This window comes from Rhizobium sp. C1, assembly GCF_021026335.1.
In the GTDB taxonomy this organism is placed as follows: Bacteria; Pseudomonadota; Alphaproteobacteria; order Rhizobiales; family Rhizobiaceae; genus Ensifer_A.
In genome coordinates this window covers 917493-938586 of record NZ_JAJNCY010000001.1, presented here as the reverse complement: position 1 = coordinate 938586, position 21094 = coordinate 917493, and the positions used below count along the sequence as shown (strand labels likewise).

The following is a 21094-nucleotide window of genomic DNA, read 5'->3' as shown; positions in this document are numbered from 1 at the left end:
AAGTCAAGCCTTTTTGGGCCGGAAAATCATTCGCACCCCGGAAAGCACGAAATAGAGGCCGAAGAAGAAGGCAATCGCCCAGGCGAAACCTTGCTGGCCATAGCCATATTTCGCGCTCGCATCCATGGCTGCGCCGATCACCTGCGGACCTGCTACCGTCCCTACAGCATAGCAGAAGATGAAGGCGGCATTGGCCGCCACAAGATCCGCGCCGGTCAGTCTCGAACCCAGATGGCTCAGGCCCACCGTGTAAAGCCCGGCCACGGAGCCACCCCAGAACAGCAGGACGACCGCCAGCAGCTCCCAGCTGTCGGACAGCAGCGGTAGAATAAACGCTCCGATGAGGCCGCAAAAGGCCATGATAAACAACAGAATGCGCCGATCCTTCAGCCGGTCCGAGATCAGCCCGAGGGGGATCTGGAAGAGCATGTTGCCGATTCCCATCAGCGTCAGCAGAAGGGCCGCCTGCGCCTCGGAGAAGCCGCTGCGGGTTGCGTAGATGGGAAACAGCGAGAGGCCGCCCGCTTCGACCGCGCCGAAGACGAAGACCGCCGCCGTGGCTGTCGGCACCAGCAGAATGTAGCGCATGAAATGCAGCTGGGGCTTCTCGTCAATCACCGGACATTCGCCGCGGGCAACGAACACGGGAACGGCCGCGATCAGCAGAACCACTGCGCCAAGGAGGAAAGGCAGCAATCCCTCACTGCCGATTCGCGCGAAGATCAGCGGCCCGAGCGCGAAGCCAACAGATAGAACGGTGGCATAGACCCCGAGCGCCAAGCCGCGCTTCTTGGGTGGCGCTGAGGCGTTGATCCAGAACTCCGACAGGATGAAGAGCGTCGTCGTGGCGCCGTGGAAGACGATTCGCAGCGGGAACCAGAGCCAGAAATTCGTTGCGAAATAGAAGCCCGGTGCACTCAATGCTGCCAGCAGCACCGCGACGATCATTGTCGAGGGTACGCTGAAGCGATGCGCAAGCCTGGTCGTGACCGGGGCCGCCATCATGGCGGCAATGCCGGCCATGGCGGAGTTCAGCCCGATCAGTGTGGACGGCACGCCGCGCTTTTCCAGAATCATTGAAAGGAGTGGCAGACCCAGACCGATAGCCACGCCGACCGCCGTCACCGAAGCCGTGGCGGCGATGAAGGAGGGCCACCTGATATTGTCCTGGTCTTGTGAACTCTTCTGCACTGGCAATTCCATGAAATGTTCAGATCTCTTCGCGGACGAACTTGCCGCTGCGCATGTAATAGAATGGAACTGGCAGGTCGAGATTCAATTCCGGCGAAATTTTCAGCATGGCGCTGATGTCGGCGAGGATCGCCAGCGTGATTCCGGGCATCTTGAGGTCGCCGATCGCGTCCACATCCACCCATTCCAACGTTTCAAGTTCGGGGCTTGGCCGCAATAGGCTGAGATCCAGCCGCAGCTCCTCTGCAAAGAGGGCGAAGAAACGCGTGTCGAAGCGCCGTGAGCGTCCGGGAGGCGTGATCGCCCGCCCGACCAGCCTCAACGGGCCGATATTCGGCGTAAAGGGCAGGGTGGCCTTCAGCCTGCCATGCGGCGTGCCGATGGTCAGGCCCACCTCTTCGTAGGTCTCGCGAATGGCGGCCACCGCAAGCGCCCGCATGCGGGCATCGGTCATGCGTGCACCGGACTTGTAGGCAAGCTTGCGGGCCACATGCTCGGCAATCACGCCCGAAACGGCCACGCGCGAATCGGCCGGATCACGCCGCCCGCCGGGAAACACATAGAGGCCCGGCATGAACTTGTGCTTGTCGCTGCGCCGCCCGGACAAGACCTGCGTCTTGCCCTTATCGCGCCTCAGCAGAAGCAGGGTTGCCGCGTCGCGCGGCCGCAAGGTCGGATGGCCGCCTTGCGCGGCAAGCATGGCGGCATCCGGAAGATAGGCTACGCCCGGTGCGTCCGTCATCTCCGGTCCTCCGGCTCCTCTGTTGGGTCGTTGGGGTCTATGCCCCCGAAACCGTGCATACGCAGCGCCCATTGCAGACCGATGACGCCGCCCTTGATGGGCTGGATGATGGTCACCGAAAACAGGATCGTCAGCGGAACCCATATGAGGAATTGAGCCCACAGGGACTTGGGCATGAAATCGTCCGTCAGCATATAGGCGGTCAGCAGGACGTGTCCGACGACGACAATGACGATATAGGGCGGGAGGTCGTCGGCACGCTGCGGCGTGAAATCCGTACCGCAGGCCGCGCAGGCATCCACCGGCTTCAGAAAGGCCTTGAAGAGCCGTGCAGAGCCGCAGGCCGGGCAGGTGTTGAGCAGTCCCCGCCTGATCGCCGGCCAGACCGGACGATGCGCATCCTCGACCACGATCTCGCTGACGTCGCTGCTCGAACTCATCAAACTGCCTCCCATCGGCCCGAAGACCCGGCCACGTTAGCGGCGGCCACGCGGCGGCCGTGTCCCCGGCCGCTTGACCGACTTGCGGCCAGACTTGTGAAATGAGCGGGCTCCCGTCGGCATCCGCCGACCCTCGCTCAGAATTTCGAACCGCAGGGAACCGGCCAAAGGAATGGCCTCGGCCAGCCGCACCTCGACATTGTCGCCCAGACGATAGCCAAGTCCGGTTTTCTCACCTGTCAGCGCCTGATGGGCTTCGTCATATATGAAATAATCCATGCCCAGTGTCGAGACCGGCACGAAGCCGTCCGCGCCGAACTGCGGCAGCGAAATGAACAGGCCAGACTTGGTGACGCCGGAAACGCGCCCATCGAAGCTTTCCCCGATGCGGCCTGCCAGATGATGCGCAATCAGGCGGTCCACAGTGTCGCGCTCAGCCTTCATGGCGCGGCGCTCGAAGGTCGAGATTTCGGCGGCGATGTCGTCGAGGACTTCCTCTTCCTCCATCGTCAGCCCGCCTTCGCCAAGGTTCAGCGCCTTGACGAGACCGCGATGCACGATCAGGTCCGAATAGCGTCGGATCGGCGAGGTGAAATGCGCATATTTCATCAAGTTGAGGCCGAAATGCCCGAGATTTTCCGGGCTGTAGATCGCCTGGCTCTGCGAGCGTAGCACCATCTCGGAGACCATGGTCTCAACCGGCGTGCCACGCGCCTTGTCGAGGATCTGGTTGAAATGGCTCGAGCGCAGGTTGCCGCGTGCCAGAGACATTTCGAGCGTGCCCAGGAACTCGCGCAGCACTTCCTGTTTGGCGAGCGATGGCGTGTCGTGAACACGGTAGAGCAGGGGCTGACGCGCCTTCTCCAGCGTTTCAGCCGCCGCGACGTTCGCCTGGATCATCATCTCTTCGATCAGCCGATGCGCGTCGAGACGCGGCGGCACGAAGACGCGATCGACGGTGCCATCGCTCTTCAGAAGAATCTTCCGCTCCGGCAGATCGAGTTCCAGCGGTTCGCGGCGATCGCGTCCGATCGTCATGATGCGATAGGCATGCCACAGCGGCTTGAGGATCGTGTCGAGCAGCGGCCCGGTCTTCTCGTCCGGTGCGCCGTCGATCGCCGCTTGTGCCTGCTGGTAGGAGAGCTTGGCCGCGCTCTTCATCATGATGCGGTGGAAGGTGTGCCCCGCCTTGCGACCCGCCTTGGAGAAGGTCATGCGAACCGCGATCGCCGGCCGGTCCTCGCCTTCGCGAAGCGAGCAGAGGTCGTTCGAAATCCGCTCAGGCAGCATCGGCACGACGCGGTCCGGGAAATAGACCGAGTTGCCACGCTTCAGCGCCTCGCGGTCCAGTGGCGAATTCGGGCGGACATACCACGAGACGTCCGCAATCGCGACCGTGACGATCACGCCGCCCGGATTGTCCGGCGATGGGTCATCTTCCGCATAGACCGCATCGTCATGGTCCTTGGCGTCTGCCGGGTCGATGGTGATGAGCGGGAGCTTCCGCCAGTCCTCACGCTTCGACATGGAGGCGGGCTTGGCGGCTTCCGCCTCGGCCATGACCTTGTCGGGGAAAATATAAGGAATGCCGTGGGCATGGATGGCGATCATAGAGATCGCTTTTTCCGAAGCCACCGAACCGATGACCGAGAGAACCTTGGCGCGCGCCAGCCCGTAGCGGCCGATGCGCAGCGTTTCGATCTCGACCAGATCGCCGTCCTGCGCATTATTCGTGTAATCCGGATCGACCACCAGCTCTTCGCCACGCCGGTCGATCGGCAGCACGCGCCCGCCACCGCCGGGCGTCACCTTGAAGACGCCCATGCCGGCATTCTTGCGCTTGTCGAGGACCTTGATGATCCGCGCCGTATAGGCCGGGCCGCCGCGATCGGTGGCGGGGAAAATCTTCGCGAGCACGCGGTCGCCGAGACCGGCAACCGGGGCCTTGTCGCGCCCCGAGCGTCCGGCATTCGAGGACTGGCGGATGGCCACCGCTGGCGCCACGCCCATCTCGTCCAGCCATTCGGCGGGACGGGCGATCAGCTCGCCGTCCTTGCCGCGAACCGTGATGTCGAGAACCGTGACCGGCGGCAGCGCACCCGGACGCACAAGTGACTTGCGGTTTCTCTCGACCATCCCTTCGTCTTCGAGATCGCGCAGCATGTCTTTGAGCGCAATCCGGTCGTCACCCTTGATGCCGAAAGCCTTGTAAAGCTCGCGCTTGGACGCCTTTTGCGGATGATCGGCGATGAAACGCAGCACGACTTCGCGCGACGGCAATTGCCCGTAGACGAAATCCGCAGCGGGCGCAGCGGGTTTGCCGCCACGCTTGCGCGTCCGGTTTCCGTTGCCGCTTTCGGATGCGCCGTGCTCGCCGGCACCATCGATTTCATCGTGCCGCTTGCGTGTCACGGGTCAGCCCTTCTTGGCCTTTGGGGCCGCTTTTGCCTTCGCAGGCGTCTTTGCCGCAGTTTTGGCGGGCGCCTTTGCCTTGGTCGTCTTTGCCGCTGCCGGCTTGTCGGCTGCTGCAGCCTTGGTCGCCTTCGCCTTGGAACTTTTCGACTTCGGCGCGGGTGCCTTGCCGGCCTTCTCCGTAATGAGCGCCAGGGCCTCTTCGACCGTCACCGACTGCGGGTCCTTGCCGCGCGGCAGGGTCGCATTGACCTTGCCCCAGTTCACGTAAGGTCCGTAACGGCCCTCGCGCACCGTGATCGCACCGCCGCTCGGATGGTCGCCGAGCTCCTTGAGGGCAGTGGCCCCGGCCCGCGCGGGCTTGCCGCCTCGCGCCTGCTTCTCGGCGATCAGTGTCACGGCACGATTGAGGCCGACCGTGAAGACATCCTCGACCGACTCGAGATTGGCGTAAGCGCCATCATGCAGCAGGAAAGGACCATAGCGACCGATACTGGCGGAAATCGGCTTGCCGGTTTCGGGATGAATGCCCACTTCGCGCGGCAGCGAGAGAAGCGACATCGCGCGTTCTAGCGTCGTCGTGTCCGGCTTCCAGCCCTTGGGGAGGCTCGCGCGCTTGGCGTCCTTGCCATCGCCGCGCTGGACGTAAGGCCCAAAGCGGCCAGAACGCAGCGATACTTCCTCTCCCGTGTCGGGATCGGTGCCGAGCACGGTCGGGCCGTCAGCGGTTGCCGCGTCATCGCCGTTCGCATCGGCCGACAGCTGGCGCGTATAATTGCACTCCGGATAGTTCGAGCAGCCGACAAAGGCGCCATACTTGCCGAGCTTCAGAGACAGATTGCCTGTGCCGCAGACCTGGCAGATGCGCGGATCTGATCCATCCTCGCGCTTCGGGAAGACGAGCGGAGCCAGCGCCTCGTTCAGCGCATCGAGCACGTTGGTGACGCGCAACTCCTTCGTGTCCTCGATCTGGGCAAAGAAGTCGTTCCAGAATTCGCGGAGAACCTTCTTCCAGTCGAGCTCACCGGCCGAGATTTTGTCGAGCTTTTCTTCGAGATCGGCCGTGAAGTCGTATTCCACATACTTCGCGAAGAAGTTCTCGAGAAACGCCGTCACGAGACGGCCCTTGGCATCCGGGATGAGCTTGCGCTTGTCGATGGTCACATATTCGCGGTCGCGCAGCGTGGCAATCGTCGCGGCATAGGTGGAGGGGCGGCCGATGCCGAGCTCTTCCATCTTCTTGATGAGCGAGGCTTCCGAATAGCGCGGCGGCGGCTCGGTGAAATGCTGGGAGGCATTGACCTTCTGCTTGTCGAGCTTTTCGCGGGCGTTGATTTCCGGCAGGCGGCCATCGTCCTCGCCATCTTCCGAAGGCTCGTTTTCCTCGCGCTGATCGGTATAGGCGGCAATGAAGCCATCGAAACGGATGACCGAGCCGACGGCACGCAGGCCCGCCTTGCGGCCCGCATTGTCAGCCAGGATTTCAACCGTGGTGCGCTCGATTTCGGCGCCGGCCATCTGGCTCGCGATACCGCGCTTCCAGATCAGCTCGTAGAGACGCAGCTGGTCGCTGTCGAGGAAGCGGCGCACCTTGTCCGGCGAACGCGAGAAATCCGTCGGACGGATCGCTTCGTGGGCTTCCTGTGCGTTCTTGGCCTTGGTGGAATAGAAGCGCGGCTTTTCCGGGCAGTAGCGGGCGCCGAACTGATCGATGATCGCTGCACGGGCGGCATCAATCGCCTCCGGAGCCATCTGCACGCCGTCCGTACGCATATAGGTAATGAGACCGACCGTCTCGCCGCCGATGTCCATGCCTTCATAAAGCTTCTGCGCGACCTGCATGGTGCGCGACGCCGAGAAGCCGAGGCGCGAGGAGGCGGCCTGCTGCAGGGTCGACGTGGTGAAGGGCGGGCCGGGATTGCGCTTGACGGGCTTTGCCTCGACCGACTCGACCGCGAAGGCTGCGCCTTCGAGCAGCGCCTTCAGGTCGTTGGCCTGTTCACCATTGCCGATCGACTTGGTCTGGAGCCGCTTGCCATCGGCGGAAACCAGACGCGCTTCAAATTCATCGCCGCGTGGCGTCTTCAGAAGCGCCGAGAGGTTCCAGTATTCTTCCGAAACGAAGCGCTCGATCTCGGACTCACGGTCGCAGACGAGGCGCAGTGCCACCGACTGCACGCGGCCGGCAGACCGCGCGCCGGGCAGCTTGCGCCACAGGACCGGAGAGAGGTTGAAGCCCACGAGATAGTCGAGCGCGCGGCGCGCCAGATAGGCGTCCACCAGCGGGATATCGATGTCGCGCGGCTGCGCCATCGCATCGAGAACCGCCTTCTTGGTAATGGCGTTGAAGACAACGCGCTTGACCGGCTTGGAGCCGAGCACCTTCTTCTTCTTCAGAAGATCGAGCACATGCCACGAAATCGCTTCTCCCTCGCGATCCGGGTCGGTTGCGAGAATGAGGCCGTCGGCATCCTTCAGTGCGTCGGCGATATCCTTGACGCGCTTGGCAGAGGCTGAGTCAACCTCCCACGACATTTCAAAGTCCTGGTCGGGAAGAACCGAGCCGTCCTTCGCCGGCAGATCGCGCACGTGCCCGAACGAGGCGAGAACCTTGTAGCCGGAGCCCAGATATTTATTGATCGTCTTGGCCTTCGCAGGCGATTCCACCACGACTACGTTCATCATACTATCCAGATCCGCTCGGGCCGCTTTGGTGCGGGAACACGCAAAGAAGGGGCGGACGCACTTGAGGTCGCAATTTTACACCCCGACATGGACAGGGAAATCGTCGCGGTCAAGGGGGCGAGGGCAATTTTCGATCCTGCTAAACCGTATGCAACCATAAATAGATTTAACGGTTGTTGCAATTATAGATAAATTCACTATGCTCAGGTTTAGTTATCGTTCGCGCGATAGCCAATGCATTTTAATGGGAAAAGAGAGCGTAGGACATGAATTCGATCCATCGAAACAATGGAGCCGACGCCGAGAAAACCAAAGAAAATATTGCCTATCTCCGGCAGATGCTGGGAGAGTTGCGGCTTGTCGCCAAGAGCGAAGGTGCCGACCTTCTCTGCTATCTGATCGAAATGGCCTATGTGGAAGCGGGCGACATCCAGTCCGGACGCAGCCGACTCACGCCCCGCGCATCGACGCGCGCTCAATAGTCGAGGCTGACGAGGCCGCCCTTGTGGCGGACAAGACGTCCGGCAAGATCCAGCTCGAGCAGAACGAGATAGACAGCCTGGGGCGAAAGGCCGGTGTGTCGCACGATATCATCGATTTCCGCCGGCGTCGGCCCAAGCGCACTGACGATGCGGAAGCGGTCGTCGTCATCCGGCGGCTCATAGCTGTCTGATGGGCGTTCCGCATCCGGTTCGCGTGCATCGGCAGCCGAAAACAGATCGGTCTCCACGAGAGGTCGTAGCGCTTCGATCACATCCTCCGGCGTGGTGACGATTGTTGCGCCGTCTTTCAGCAGTTGGTTGGTCCCATGGCAGCGTGGATCGAGCGGCGAACCGGGCACGGCAAAGACCAGGCGCCCGAAATCCGCAGCGCGTGCCGCAGTAATCAGCGAGCCGGAGCGCGATGCCGCTTCAATGACCACTGTACCCAGCGATATTCCGGCAATCAGACGGTTGCGTCGCGGGAAGTCGCGCGCCCGGGCCTCCCAGCCGAAGGGCATTTCGCTGACGACAAGGCCGCCGCCATCGCAGATCGCTTCGTAAAGCGGGAGGTTTTCCGGCGGGTAGGGCTTGTCGATACCGCCCGCAAGTGCCGCAAGCGTTCCCGTGGCAAGGCTTGCGCGATGGGCTGCCGTGTCGATGCCGCGCGCCAGCCCGGAAATCACGTTGAAGCCGGCGCGGCCTGCCTCTGCTGCAATCATCGCCGCGAACTTTGCTCCTGCTACGGAGGCATTGCGCGAGCCGACGATGCCGAGCGCTGGCGGATGAAAGGCGGAAACGTTACCCCTGACGGCCAGAAGCGGTGGTGCGCCGTCGATCTGCCTGAGTGCCGATGGATAATCTGGCTCGCCGATACCGATAAATTGAGCACCATGCCGACGCGCCGCCTCCAGTTCGGCCAACGCTTCCTGTTCGCTGGCAACGCGAATGGCGCGAGAGGAGCCGCCACGTGCCGAAAGCTCGGGCAACATGGCAAGCGCTGTCTCGGCGGTGCCGAAATGGTTGATCAGATCGCGGAAGGTTACAGGGCCGACATTGTCGGAGCGGATGAGGCGAAGCCAGGCGATGCGCTGCTTGTCAGTCAGTCTGATGCCCTTCGCAGCGCGTTCCGCCATTGAATATCCCCGTTGTGCTATCCCTTCTGGCCTATCCGGCTTTCGGTGCCGGCCAGAAGTCTTTCAATGTTCTGTTTATGCTTGATCCAGGTGATGACCGTCATGACGGCAAGCGCCACGGCAACCCTGTGATCCCCCGCAAACCACTCTACAACCGGAACGACGAGAGTTGCAACCAAGGCGGAAAGCGACGAGTAGCGGGTGATCTTGGCGCAGCCGAGCCAGAGCACGGCAAAGACCAGCACCATGAGCGGAGCAAGGCCCAGCAGCACGCCGATATAGGTGGCCACGCCCTTGCCGCCTTTGAATTTCAGCCAGACCGGGTAAAGGTGGCCGATAAACGCTGCGAAGCCCGCCGCAATCCCGGCCTCAAGCGAGATGAAATGCGCAGCGACGACAGCCGCAGCCGTCGCCTTCAGCGCGTCGAGCAACAGGGTCGCCGCCGCCAGTTTCTTGTTGCCGGTGCGCAGCACGTTGGTGGCGCCGATATTGCCGGAGCCGATCTTGCGCACGTCGCCAAGCCCCGCCGCGCGGGTCAGGATCAGGCCGAAGGGGATCGAGCCGAGCAGATAGCCAAAGACAACGGAAAGCAGGATGGGAGGTGTGAGCGTGTCCACGGGCGAGCACCATATGAAGAAATCTTGTGCTCGGGTCATACCGCCATCCGGCGAAGACTTAAAGCGGCAGCCGCCTCGCCAAACAAAAAAGCGGAGGATTGCTCCCCCGCTTTTCATAACGTTTCGCTGACCGGATGATCAGATCGAATAGTACATGTCGAATTCGACCGGGTGCGGCGTCATTTCGAAACGCATCACTTCGACCATCTTCAGTTCAATGAACGCATCGATCTGGTCGTCGTCGAACACGCCGCCGGCAGTCAGGAACTTGCGGTCCTTGTCGAGGCTTTCGAGTGCTTCGCGGAGCGAACCGCACACGGTCGGGATCTTCTTCAGCTCCTTCGGCGGCAGGTCGTAGAGATCCTTGTCCATGGCCTTGCCGGGATGGATCTTGTTCTTGATACCGTCGAGGCCGGCCATCAGCATGGCGGCGAAGCCGAGATAGGGGTTCTGCGCCGGATCGGGGAAGCGGACTTCCACGCGCTTTGCCTTCGGCGAGGAGCCGAACGGGATGCGGCACGAGGCGGAACGGTTGCGCGCCGAATAGGCAAGCAGAACCGGCGCTTCATAACCCGGAACGAGACGCTTGTAGGAGTTCGTCGTCGGGTTGGTGAAGGCGTTGATCGCCTTGGCGTGCTTGATGATGCCGCCGATGTAATAGAGGCAGGATTCCGACAGGCCGGCATATTCGTCGCCTGCAAAGGTCGGCTTGCCGTCCTTCCATATCGACTGGTGCACGTGCATGCCCGAGCCGTTGTCGCCGAAGATCGGCTTCGGCATGAAAGTAGCCGTCTTGCCGTAGGCGTTTGCGACCTGATGCACGACATACTTGTAGATCTGCATCTTGTCGGCGTTGCGCACCAGCGTGTCGAACTTCACGCCAAGCTCGTGCTGGGCGGCGGCCACTTCGTGGTGATGCTTTTCGACGACGACGCCCATTTCGGCGAGGATCGTCAGCATTTCCGAGCGCATGTCCTGCAGGCTGTCGACCGGCGGAACCGGGAAATAGCCGCCCTTAACGCGCGGACGGTGACCGAGGTTGCCGGTCTCGTAATCGGTGTCGTCGTTGGACGGCAGTTCCGAGGAGTCAAGCTTGAAGCCGGTGTTGTAAGGGTCGGCCTTGTACTTCACGTCGTCGAAGACGAAGAATTCAGGCTCCGGGCCGACAAAAATCGTGTCGCCGATACCGGACGCCTTGAGATAGGCTTCGGCCTTCTTGGCCGTGCCGCGCGGGTCGCGGTTGTAGGGTTCGCCGGAGACCGGGTCGAGAATGTCGCAGACGATCGCCATGGTCGACTGAGCGAAGAACGGGTCCATATGGGCCGTCTCCGCGTCGGGCATGAGCACCATGTCGGACTCATTGATGGCCTTCCAGCCGCCGATCGAGGAGCCATCAAACATGACACCGTCGGCAAACATGTCTTCATCGACGCAGGACACGTCCATGGTCACATGCTGCAGCTTGCCCTTGGGATCCGTGAAGCGCAGGTCAACGAACTTGACGTCGTTGTCCTTGATTTGCTTCAGAATATCGTTCGATTTCGCCATTTGAGTTTATCCCTTTTTGATGACGACAGGTGTTTCCAGTCCCTAAAGTCTCGACCCGTTTCCGGGGCGAGGTCAGATGGCGTCGATGCCCGTTTCGCCGGTGCGGATACGGATGACTTCCTCGATATTGGAAACGAAGATCTTTCCGTCGCCGATACGGCCGGTCTGCGCCGCCTTGCGGATCGTCTCGATGACGGTTTCCGCATTCTCATCCGCCAGCACCACCTCGACCTTCACCTTGGGGAGAAAATCGACGACATATTCGGCGCCGCGATAGAGTTCTGTATGGCCCTTCTGACGGCCGAAGCCCTTGGCTTCGGTCACAGTGATCCCCTGCAGGCCGACTTCCTGCAGTGCTTCCTTCACTTCGTCGAGCTTGAAGGGCTTGATGATCGCTTCGATCTTTTTCATGAGAAAGTACTTCTCCGCTTCTCCCGTTGACGTGGGGCATTAGTCCCCGCGCCCCACTCGATGCAGATATCATGCCAATTGCCTGATGTTGCGGCAAAATTCGGTTGATATCGCATCGCTCGCAAAGAGTTTTCACCCAAATCGGCATAAAAGACCAGTACCATTCGGTGAATTCTCGGCGAAAATGCGGGAGGCAGATGTCGGGCGGCGAAAATAGGACCGGCCACTCGAAGACGTGCGGGTGTTGTAGTGCATGAAAAATATTCAAATGCACAAAAATAGTTCAATTGCTCTGCGGCGCAGGGCCGAAGTCGGGTGGCAGGCGTTAGATGAAGCAGGAATTTGAACGAATTCTCATCGGTCCGCGTGAGATGGGGCAGGTGGACGTGGATGCCGCCGCCTCGGGCATAAACCCGTTTCGCCTCATGCAAAACGCGGGGGAGGCTGTGGCGGCGCTTGCGCTCGCACATTATCCTTCGGCGCTGAGGTTCGTTGTCCTCTGCGGTCCGGGCAATAATGGCGGAGACGGATATGTCGCCGCCGCCTCATTGCTGCGCTCTGCGGCAAGCGTGGCCGTTTACGGTCTCGGCGTCGAAGACCTCAAGGGTGATGCCGCGCTTGCACGTGCTGCCTATGAGGGCGCTGTGGAGCCGCTTGCCGCCTATGCTGCCCGCTCCGGCGACGTGGTGATTGATGCCATTTTTGGCGCGGGCCTTGCGCGCGAGGTGCCTGCGGATGTGGCAAGAATTGCCGCCGAGGTGAGCGTCTTGCGGTCACCGGTCATCGCCGCCGACATTCCCTCCGGCGTCGATGGGGAAACCGGCGAGGTGAGGGGTAGTGCCTTTGCCGCAAGCCACACGGTCACCTTCATGGCCCGCAAGCCAGGTCATCTCCTTTTGCCGGGACGCGAACTCTGCGGCCGGCTGCATGTTTTTGATATCGGCATTCCGAAGCGTCTGGTTGCCGCCCGCGCGGGCAGGCTCTGGGAAAACGGGCCCGGCCTGTTCTCCGCAGCCCTTTCCGGCCCGACCGCCGATAGCCACAAATATGCCCGAGGCCATGTTGCCGTCTTTTCCGGCGGGCCCACGACGTCGGGCGCTGCCCGTCTTTCCGCCGCGGCGGCGCTGAAGGCGGGGGCGGGCGCGGTCACGCTGGTTTCCCCGCCGGAAGCATTGGCCGTCAATGCCGCCCATCTCGATGCCGTCATGCTGCGCGAAGCTGACACCCGAGCGATCCGTGCCATGCTGAGCGACCATCGCGTCAGCGCTTTCGTGGTTGGGCCCGGCTATGGCGTGAGTCCTGCGCTGAGAGAACTGGCGCTTTCGCTCCTGACCAAGCCCACCGTTCTGGATGCGGATGCCTTGACCGCCTTTGCCAACGAGCCGAAGTCGCTCTTCGAGGCGATCCGCGCCGAAGGCGCAACGGTGGTCATGACCCCGCATGAGGGAGAGTTCGGCCGGCTGTTTCCCGATCTGTCAACGACCAGTGGGTCAAAGGTCGAGCGCGCCCGCAAGGCTGCCGCGCGTTCGGGGGCGGTGATTGTCTACAAGGGCTCGGACACCGTCATTGCCGCACCCGATGGCCGCGCTGCCATCAACGCGAATGCGCCGGCCGATCTGGCAACAGCCGGCTCCGGCGACGTGCTTTCCGGCATCACCGCAGCCATGCTGGCGCATTCTGCGCCGGCCTTCGAGGCTGCCTGCGCTGCCGTGTGGATTCACGGGCAGGCTGGGCAGATTGCGGGAAGGGGTTTGACGGCCGAGACCCTGGTCGATGTTATCCCGCAAGCCATTCCGGAAAATGACTGACAGGATTTGCCGCCGGGACAGAGGACGTCGAAGTCAGAGAATATCGGGATCGCGAATGACGATGGCGCGGGCGGGTTCGCCTGCGGCGAGCGCTGGCGCGAAAGGTTCCCGGATCACGAGGCAGCCCGATTGCGCCAGCACGTTCATCATCGACGAATCCTGCTTTGCGAACGGCTCTGCGACCAGCCTGCCCTTCGAATCGCGGGTGAGCTTTGCCCGAAGATGATCGCGTCGCTTGTCGTTTTCCTTCAGCGCCTGCGCCACGATGACATCGGCTTCGCGTTTCGGCGCGGGCGAGCCGGCGAGCCGCGAAAGCAGCGGCTCCAGAAACAGCAGGCTGCAGACCAGGCTTGAAACCGGATTGCCGGGGAGACCGATGACGATCATGTCGCCGAGCGTGCCCACCATCAGCGGCTTGCCGGGGCGCATTGCGATCTGCCAGAAGTCGAGCTGCATCCCGGCATCTTTCAGCGCCTTCTGCACAAGATCGTGGTCGCCGACCGAGGCTCCGCCCAGCGTGACCAGCACATCGAGCCGCGCCGCCTTGGCCTGCGCGATCCGCTCCGCCAGATCGGTCACCGTGTCTTGGGCAATGCCGAGATCGACAGCTTCCGCGCCGCAGTCCCGGGCGAGCGCGGACACGGCGAAAGTATTGGAAGCAATGATCTGGCTCGGCGCGCGGGGTGCGCCCGGGCGCACCAGTTCGTCGCCTGTGGCCAGCAGGCCGACGCGGGCGCGCCGACGGACCGGCAACCGCGCGTGATCCATCGCGGCGGCGACCATCAGACGGGCCGGCGTCATGACAGCTCCCGCCGTCAGAATGGTGTCACCCTCACGGAAATCCTGCCCTTTCGGACGAATATGGCGGCTCGGTTCGGGCAAAAAGGACATGCCGACCGTGCCGTCCTCATGCCGGATGGCGTCTTCCTGCAGCAAGACTGCATCCGCACCCTCCGGCACGGGTGCGCCCGTGAAGATGCGTACCGTCTGCCCCGGTCCGACCTTGCCGGCAAAGGCATGGCCTGCTGCGGATTCGCCGATCAGCGTCAGCCGCGCCTCGGCATGTGTATCCGCCGTCCGGATGGCGTAACCGTCCATGGCGGAGGCGTCGAAGGGCGGCTGGGTCAGACGGGCCTTGAGGTCATCCAACAGGACGCGACCCCCGCAGGCGTCGAGCGGCAGCGTCTCGCTCTCTTCAATGGGTTTCGCAAGCGCCAGAAGCCTGGCAAGGGCGGTGTCAACCGGCAACAATGTCATCGCCCATTCCGCCTTCATAAACGTAAGCGCCGGACTTGCCGCCCGATTTCGTCAGCAGCCGTATCGGCCCGATCTCCATGCCCTTGTCGGCGGCCTTGGCCATGTCGTAGATCGTCAGGCAGGTGATGGAGCAGGCTGTCAGCGCCTCCATTTCGACCCCCGTCTTGCCGGTCAGCTTTGCCGTTGCAACGACACGGTAGCCCGGCACGGCAGAGGCTTCCTCGATCTCGACCGTGACCTTGGTCAGCATGAGCGGATGACATAGTGGAATAAGGCTCGATGTCTGCTTGGCGGCCATGATGCCGGCAATGCGTGCGGTGGCCAGCACATCACCTTTCTTGGCAGAGCCCGAGCGGATCAGCGCCAGCGTCTCGGGCTTCATGCGGATGAAGCCTTCGGCGGTTGCGCTGCGCTCGGTATCGTCCTTCGCGCCCACATCCACCATGTGGGCGTCGCCCATTTCATTGATATGGGTGAGCTCGCCGCTCATTCGGCAGCCACGCTTTCCGCGCGGCCGGTCAGAAGCAGGCGGGTGGCGGCAGCCACATCCGTCTGTCGCATCAGGCTTTCGCCGACAAGGAAGGTCGAAATGCCGCTGGTCTTCAGGCGCAGGCAGTCGTCATGGGTGAAAATGCCGCTCTCGCCGACAAGCACCTTGTCATCGGGAACCATGCGGGCCAGGCGCTCGCTGACGTTGAGGCTGACTTCGAAGGTTCTCAAGTTGCGGTTGTTGATGCCGAGAAGCGGCGAGGTCAGCTCGAGCGCGCGTTCGGTTTCCGCCTCATCGTGCACCTCGACCAGCACATCCATGCCCAGCGAAAACGCTTCGTCTTCCAGACGGCGCGCGTCATCGTCCGTAAGGCTCGCCATGATGACAAGGATAGCATCCGCACCCCAGGCGCGCGCTTCGTGCACCTGATAGATGTCGAACATGAAATCCTTGCGCAGCGCCGGCAGCGAGCAGGCGTTGCGTGCCGCCGTGAGAAACTCTGGCGCGCCCTGAAAGCTCGGCGTGTCGGTCAGCACCGACAAGCAGGCTGCGCCACCCACTTCATAGGCGGCGGCCAGCGCCGGCGGGTCAAAATCGGGCCGGATCAGTCCCTTGGACGGGCTCGCCTTCTTGATCTCAGCAATGAGGCCAAACGCCCCGGCGTCCTGCTTGGCCTTCAACGTTCTGGCAAAGCCGCGCGGTGCTGGCTGATCGGCTGCCCGCGCCTTCAGATCCGCCAGCGGGACGCTTGCCTTGGCAGCAGCGATTTCCTCACGCTTGTAGGCTTCGATCTTCTTCAGGATATCGGTCATCTGTTCATCCTCGCATGGCCGCTTATTCAGCGGAGTTGGAGACGTCCACCAGCTTTTCGAGCGCGCCAGCGGTAGCCCCGCTTTCAAGCGATTCAATGGCAATCGTCATACCGGACTTGATGTCCTCAGCCGCACCGGCGACCACGAGTGAGGCGGCCGCATTGGCGAGCGCGATATCGCGATAGGCGTTTTTCTCGCCCGCGAGCACCGCGCGCAAGGCCCGTGCATTCTCCTCGCCATCGCCGCCGCGAATATCTTCGATCCGCGCAGCAGACACGCCGAAATCCGCAGGCGTCAGCTTGAAGGCGCGGATCTTGCCGTCCTCAAGTGCCACGACATCTGTCGTCCCGGTCGTCGTGATCTCGTCGAGACCGCTGCCATGGACGACCCAGACGCTTTCCGAACCCAGTTCACGCAGTGTTTCGGCAATCGGATGCAACCAGTCCGGCGAGAACACGCCGACCAGCTGACGCTTCACGCCAGCGGGATTGGCGAGGGGGCCCAAGATGTTGAACACCGTCCGCGTCCCGAGCTCGGAGCGGGCCGGCCCCACATGGCGCATGGCCGAATGGTGAAGCTGTGCGAACATGAAGCCGATGCCGGCTTCGCGAACGCAGGCCGAAATCGCCTGCGGTCCGATGTCGAGCTTGACGCCAAGCGCCGTCAGAGCGTCGGCAGCTCCGGACTTGGACGACAGCGCCCGGTTGCCGTGCTTGGCCACAGGTACGCCTGCACCCGCCACGATCAGCGACGCCAGGGTCGAGATATTGTAGGTCTTCATGCCGTCGCCGCCGGTGCCCACAATATCGATGGCATTGGCCGGGGCGTCCACGCGCAGCATCTTTTCGCGCATGACGGAGACGGCTCCGGCGATTTCCGGAACCGTTTCGCCGCGCACCCTCAGCGCCATCAGGAAACCGCCGATCTGGGCGAGCGTCGCCTCGCCGCTCATGATGATTGAGAAGGCATCGCGCGCTTCATCAATGGTCAGGCTTTCGCCCGTGGCGACTTTTGCGATGTGTTGCTTCAAGTCAGGCATGAAAACTCTCCCGGCCTAACGCCCGTTTCACCGCGACATCGCCTGCTGGGCGAGCGTCCGATTGATCGCGACACCGTATTGCGCCTGCAGTTTCGTCACCATTTCATCCAGCATGTCGTCGCCCGCCGAATTGGCCAGCTGCTCGATCTGACGGTTGTCTCCGGCAAGCGGATCCGCATTCGTGTCGGTTCCCGTTGCCGTGACCTGCAGCACGATCTTCTCGCTCTTGTCGGCTGTCCAGGCCGTCGCGACATGGCCCTCCGGGCCGCCAAACGCCGCGGCAACCGCCTGCGGGCTCAACACGGCGTCTTCGGTATTGCGCTTGATGCCGGTCTTTTCCTCGACATTGACGCCGAGAGCGGCGGCGATATCGTTCAGCTGTTTGCCGTCCTTCAGGTCCTTGACGATCGCTTCGGCCTTGGCGTCGACTTCCTTCTGGGTCTGCTCGGCAGTCCAGTCGGCCAGTACGCGATCGCGCACTTCCTCCAGCTTGCGGTCGCGCTCGGGAACGATGCCCTTCACCTCGAACCACACATAGCCGTCCTGGCCTATGCTGATCGGCAGAGCGTCAACGCCCTGTTCAGTCTTGAAGACCTCGCCCAGCAGCTTCTGCTGCGCCGGCAGGTCCTTGACAGGCTCGCCCTTCATGTCCTTGCCTGACGCATCGACGGCGTCGACGGTGACAGGCTTCAGCTTGAGCTGGTTTGCCGCCTCTTCGAGCGTGGCGCCGGAGGCGCGCAGATCCTCGTAGCGGTCACGCACATTCAGAATGTCCTGGGCCGCCTGAGACAGGCCGAGGTCCCGGCGGATCTTGTCCTTGACCTGTTCGAAGGAGCTCTGGACATCCGGCTTGATGTTGGTCGCGCGCAGGATGACGGGGCCGAAGGCGCCGTCCACCACGCCGCTGACCCCACCGTCGGCGGGAATCGCAAAAGCCGCCTCGGCGATCTTTGGATCGGGAACCTTTGCCTTGTCGAAGTTGCCGAGCAATACGTCGGCCGGCTTGCGGCCCGTCTCCTCGATCAGCTTGTCGAAGGTGACTTCGCCCGACTTCAGGCGCTGTTCCGCCTTTTCGGCGGCCGCCTTGTCGGGGAAGGAGAGCTGCTCGATCGTCCGCGTTCCGGGCGTCAGATAGCGGCTCTTGTTCTTCTCGTAATCCGCCTTTACCTGTGCGTCCGGAATGGCGGCGGCGTCGATGATGTCAGCCGGTTCGAGCTTCATATAGGTAAACTTGCGGTATTCCGGCGCGCGATAGGCGGCCTTGTGCTCGTCATACCACTTGGAAAGCACATCGTCCGCCGGCGGCTTCACCGGCTCGACATTGGCTGAGGAGACGAGGACATAGCGGATGTCGCGCGTCTGGGCGCGATACTGCGCCATGGCGTCTGTGAGCGTCTTCGGGGCCTTGAATCCGTCGGCAATCGCATCGACCAGCTGGCTGCGGATCGCCACCTTCGTCTGGCTCTGGATATAATCGGCCTCGGTAAAGCCGGCATTGCGCAGGGTGGCGGCAAAGACCTGACGGTCGAACTGGCCATTCGCGCCGCGGAAGGCCGGCTCCTTGGCGATTTCATCCGCCAGACGTGCATCTGACAGGCCGAGTTTCATCTTGATCGACAGTTCGTCGAGTGCAGCGCCTGCCGCAAGCTGGCTGAACACCTGCGATTCGATCCCGAAGGCGCGCGCCTGCTCGGGCGAAATTCGCTGACCGATCTGACGCGAGATGCCCGCGATCTGTCGCTCATAGGCCAACCTGAACTCATGCGCACCCACCTTCTGGTCGCCGACCGTAATCACCGCATCCGGCGTGCTGGCCACGAGAGAGCGCGAAACGCCCCAGACCCCGAAGGAGCCGACAAGCAGCACGAAGAAGATTTTGGCGACCCAGGTTTGCGCGCCGCGCCTTAGAAGATCGAGCATTGACGAAGGTGTCCTCGCATTGATCCGGGCCGTTCAGCCCGAGATGAACCGGTTTTTTGCGTGTTCCATAAAAGAAAAGCAAGGCAACGGGAAGCCTTTACGCGGCAATCTTGCAGCGCACCGTCGAATTTGCGATCGGCTGTTTGTCTTAGGCGATACGCTTCGCCGTCTCGAGCTTGATGACGTCCTTGGCCAGAAGTTCGCGCTGGGCGAGCCAGAGGGCGGCGTCTGCCGGGGTGAGCGCCTTGGAGAAAAGGAAGCCCTGGGCCTGGTTGCAGCCCAGTTCGATCAGTTTTTCCGCCTCTTCACGGGTTTCGACGCCCTCCACCAGAATGTCGAGATCCAGCGCCTTGCCGAGCGTCAGAAGCGCCGTGACGAGCGCCTGGTTGTGACGGTTATGGGCAATCCCGGTAATGAAGTTGCGATCGATCTTGAGGCGATCGATGCGCATGTCGATCAGATAGGACAGGGAGGAGTGACCCATCCCGAAATCGTCCACGGCGATCTTGAAGCCCGCCTTCTTGAGGCGCACCAGCTGATGGTTCGAGCTCTTCGTGTCGAAAAGCGTTTCTTCCGTAATTTCGATCTCGAGCCGGCTCGGATCGATATTGTATTCGGCTGCGACCTCGATGAACATGTCGGCCGGCGAGACGTTGGCGAATTCGCGCGGCGAGATGTTGACGGCGACCGGGATGTCGAGCCGACCGGCATCTTCGATGGCGCGCAGGAATTCGCAGGCCTTGATCAGCATGAACCGGGTGACGTGGTGACCCATATGCGCATTGGCCGCCACCTCGCCGATTTCCTGCGGGTTGACGTGGCCGAGAACAGGGTCATACCAGCGCATCAGCGTTTCGAAGCCGATGACCTCGCCATTGATGAGCGACACCTGCGGCTGGAAGACTGCCCGCACATCGCCGTTGGCGATTGCCCCGGGAAGCGTCGCCTCTATCAGGCGCTGGCGGTTCAGGCGCTCGCGAAGCGTGCTGTTGAAAACCGAAACAAGCCGCCGCCCACGCTCCTTCGCGTCGTAAAGTGCCATGTCCGCAGCGGCGAACAGACCGTCCGGCTCGTGTGCATGTTCCGGCGCAAAGGAGACGCCGGCGCTGGCGCCGCTTCGGGTCTGAAGGCCGCCGTCGATCACCGGATCGCGAAAACCTTCAACGACCCGGGTCGCGAAAACGCGCGATCGCTCTGCCGCGCCCTTGCCGCAGATTACCGCGGCAAACTCGTCGCCACCGAGACGCGCCAGAAGATCCCCCGGCTCCGCAAGCGTATTGAGTTTTCGCGTGAAGGCGAGAAGCAGCTTGTCGCCGGCGCGGTGTCCATAGGTGTCGTTGACCGCCTTGAACCGGTCGAGGTCGAAAAGCACCAGCGCCAGCTCGGTGTCGCCTCTGAGCTCGGAGAGGCGCGAATTCAGCGCCTCGTTGAATGATGCGCGGTTCGAAAGGCCGGTCAGAGCGTCCTGGCGCGCCAGAACCTCGAGCTGCTTGTTGGAATCGACGATATGGGCATTGGCGCTGTAGAGCGACTTTGCCAGTGCGCGCGCCTCAAGCGCGCTGCGGGTGCGCGACAGAAACTGCCGCTCGGCTTCGAACGTGTTTCTGACGATGATTACCGTCAGCACCACGGCATTCGCGCCGATCAGGAACCCTGTCGACGTGCCCGAAAACAGCATGATCGTGTCGAGCGCGAAAAGCGGCGGCGTCAGAAACGCCAGTGCAGCAATCGCATAGGCTGCATCCTGAATGAGTGTGCCTGCGGTAATGCCCGTAATGATGAAGATGACATAACTGTCATGGCTGTCGGCGATATTGGACAGTGCAATCGGCACGATCGACCAGCAAACGCCGCTTGTCAGCGCCCCGAGCGCGAGAAAGTTCAGCACCAGTTGCGGGTTCGTCTTGAGTGTCTCGCGACGCCTGATCACGATAACATAACCGAAGCGCACCGCATTGATCAGCAGGACCGCGATCAGCCAGTAAAGAACAGGCTGGCTCGGCCGGTCGAGGACCAGCAGGGCTGCCAACGAAATGGCAATGAAGCTGTTCATGGTCAGCGATAGAAACAGGCCAGACAAAGCCGATTTGGCTTGTGCGACCTTCAT

At 62.2% G+C, this 21094-nt stretch carries 17 protein-coding genes; 2 read left to right on the top strand and 15 right to left on the bottom strand.

Annotated elements, in window-relative coordinates; all coding sequences use genetic code 11:
• Window positions 1–3: 3 nt before the first annotated feature.
• From LQK83_RS04640 to topA, 5 genes are read right to left on the bottom strand one after another with little or no spacing between them, the layout of a single operon-like run.
• Window positions 4–1203: an MFS transporter gene (locus LQK83_RS04640; RefSeq protein WP_230836076.1), complete on the bottom strand. Its 1200-nt coding sequence runs from the start codon at window positions 1201–1203 to the stop codon at window positions 4–6.
• Window positions 1204–1210: 7 nt separating this feature from the next.
• The gene (locus tag LQK83_RS04635) at window positions 1211–1933 is read right to left on the bottom strand and encodes an NUDIX hydrolase (protein ID WP_230836075.1); all 723 of its coding nucleotides are present in this window, start codon (window positions 1931–1933) and stop codon (window positions 1211–1213) included.
• The gene (locus LQK83_RS04630; RefSeq protein ID WP_230836074.1) at window positions 1930–2373 is read right to left on the bottom strand and encodes a DUF983 domain-containing protein; all 444 of its coding nucleotides are present in this window, start codon (window positions 2371–2373) and stop codon (window positions 1930–1932) included. Before LQK83_RS04630 ends, LQK83_RS04635 begins: the two co-directional genes overlap by 4 nt.
• Window positions 2374–2409: 36 nt before the next feature.
• Window positions 2410–4761, bottom strand: a complete 2352-nt coding sequence (gene rnr / locus LQK83_RS04625; RefSeq protein ID WP_442966709.1) for a ribonuclease R — start codon at window positions 4759–4761, stop codon at window positions 2410–2412.
• A 27-nt stretch (window positions 4762–4788) separates the two neighbouring features.
• Entirely contained in the window at window positions 4789–7467 is a 2679-nt protein-coding gene (gene topA, locus LQK83_RS04620; RefSeq protein WP_230836072.1) for a type I DNA topoisomerase, read from the bottom strand.
• Between the two features lie 269 nt (window positions 7468–7736).
• Between topA and LQK83_RS04615 the strand changes: the two genes are divergently transcribed.
• On the top strand, window positions 7737–7952 hold the full coding sequence (locus tag LQK83_RS04615) for a hypothetical protein (RefSeq protein ID WP_230836071.1): 216 nt from the start codon (window positions 7737–7739) through the stop codon (window positions 7950–7952).
• Here the strand turns inward: LQK83_RS04615 and dprA are convergent.
• The 4 genes from dprA to LQK83_RS04595 form a co-directional block, all read right to left on the bottom strand.
• Complete coding sequence (dprA, locus tag LQK83_RS04610; protein WP_230836070.1) at window positions 7946–9085, bottom strand: DNA-processing protein DprA; 1140 nt, start codon at window positions 9083–9085, stop codon at window positions 7946–7948. The genes LQK83_RS04615 and dprA overlap by 7 nt on opposite strands.
• A 17-nt stretch (window positions 9086–9102) precedes the next feature.
• The gene (gene plsY / locus LQK83_RS04605; RefSeq protein WP_442966700.1) at window positions 9103–9741 is read right to left on the bottom strand and encodes a glycerol-3-phosphate 1-O-acyltransferase PlsY; all 639 of its coding nucleotides are present in this window, start codon (window positions 9739–9741) and stop codon (window positions 9103–9105) included.
• 99 nt (window positions 9742–9840) lie between these two features.
• Window positions 9841–11250 carry a type I glutamate--ammonia ligase gene (glnA, locus tag LQK83_RS04600; protein WP_230836068.1) on the bottom strand — a complete coding sequence of 470 codons (1410 nt, stop codon included), beginning with the start codon at window positions 11248–11250 and terminating at the stop codon, window positions 9841–9843.
• A gap of 72 nt (window positions 11251–11322) precedes the next feature.
• Window positions 11323–11661: a P-II family nitrogen regulator gene (locus LQK83_RS04595; RefSeq protein WP_109857753.1), complete on the bottom strand. Its 339-nt coding sequence runs from the start codon at window positions 11659–11661 to the stop codon at window positions 11323–11325.
• Between the two features lie 329 nt (window positions 11662–11990).
• Here LQK83_RS04595 and LQK83_RS04590 point away from each other — a divergent pair, with 329 nt between their 5' ends.
• Window positions 11991–13469 carry an NAD(P)H-hydrate dehydratase gene (locus tag LQK83_RS04590; RefSeq protein WP_230836067.1) on the top strand — a complete coding sequence of 493 codons (1479 nt, stop codon included), beginning with the start codon at window positions 11991–11993 and terminating at the stop codon, window positions 13467–13469.
• 33 nt (window positions 13470–13502) lie between these two features.
• Here the strand turns inward: LQK83_RS04590 and LQK83_RS04585 are convergent, their stop codons facing one another.
• The 6 genes from LQK83_RS04585 to LQK83_RS04560 form a co-directional block, all read right to left on the bottom strand.
• Window positions 13503–14726 carry a molybdopterin molybdotransferase MoeA gene (locus LQK83_RS04585; RefSeq protein ID WP_230836066.1) on the bottom strand — a complete coding sequence of 408 codons (1224 nt, stop codon included), beginning with the start codon at window positions 14724–14726 and terminating at the stop codon, window positions 13503–13505.
• A complete protein-coding gene (gene moaC / locus LQK83_RS04580) occupies window positions 14707–15216 on the bottom strand; it encodes a cyclic pyranopterin monophosphate synthase MoaC (protein ID WP_230836065.1) in 510 nt (169 codons plus the stop codon). The genes LQK83_RS04585 and moaC overlap by 20 nt, the downstream gene beginning before the upstream one ends.
• Window positions 15213–16028: an indole-3-glycerol phosphate synthase TrpC gene (trpC, locus tag LQK83_RS04575; protein WP_230836064.1), complete on the bottom strand. Its 816-nt coding sequence runs from the start codon at window positions 16026–16028 to the stop codon at window positions 15213–15215. Before trpC ends, moaC begins: the two co-directional genes overlap by 4 nt.
• A 22-nt stretch (window positions 16029–16050) precedes the next feature.
• Window positions 16051–17067: an anthranilate phosphoribosyltransferase gene (gene trpD, locus LQK83_RS04570; protein WP_230836063.1), complete on the bottom strand. Its 1017-nt coding sequence runs from the start codon at window positions 17065–17067 to the stop codon at window positions 16051–16053.
• A 27-nt stretch (window positions 17068–17094) separates the two neighbouring features.
• On the bottom strand, window positions 17095–18987 hold the full coding sequence (locus LQK83_RS04565) for a SurA N-terminal domain-containing protein (protein ID WP_230836062.1): 1893 nt from the start codon (window positions 18985–18987) through the stop codon (window positions 17095–17097).
• Between the two features lie 148 nt (window positions 18988–19135).
• Window positions 19136–21094, bottom strand: coding sequence for a putative bifunctional diguanylate cyclase/phosphodiesterase (locus LQK83_RS04560; RefSeq protein WP_230836061.1), 1959 nt, complete (start codon window positions 21092–21094; stop codon window positions 19136–19138).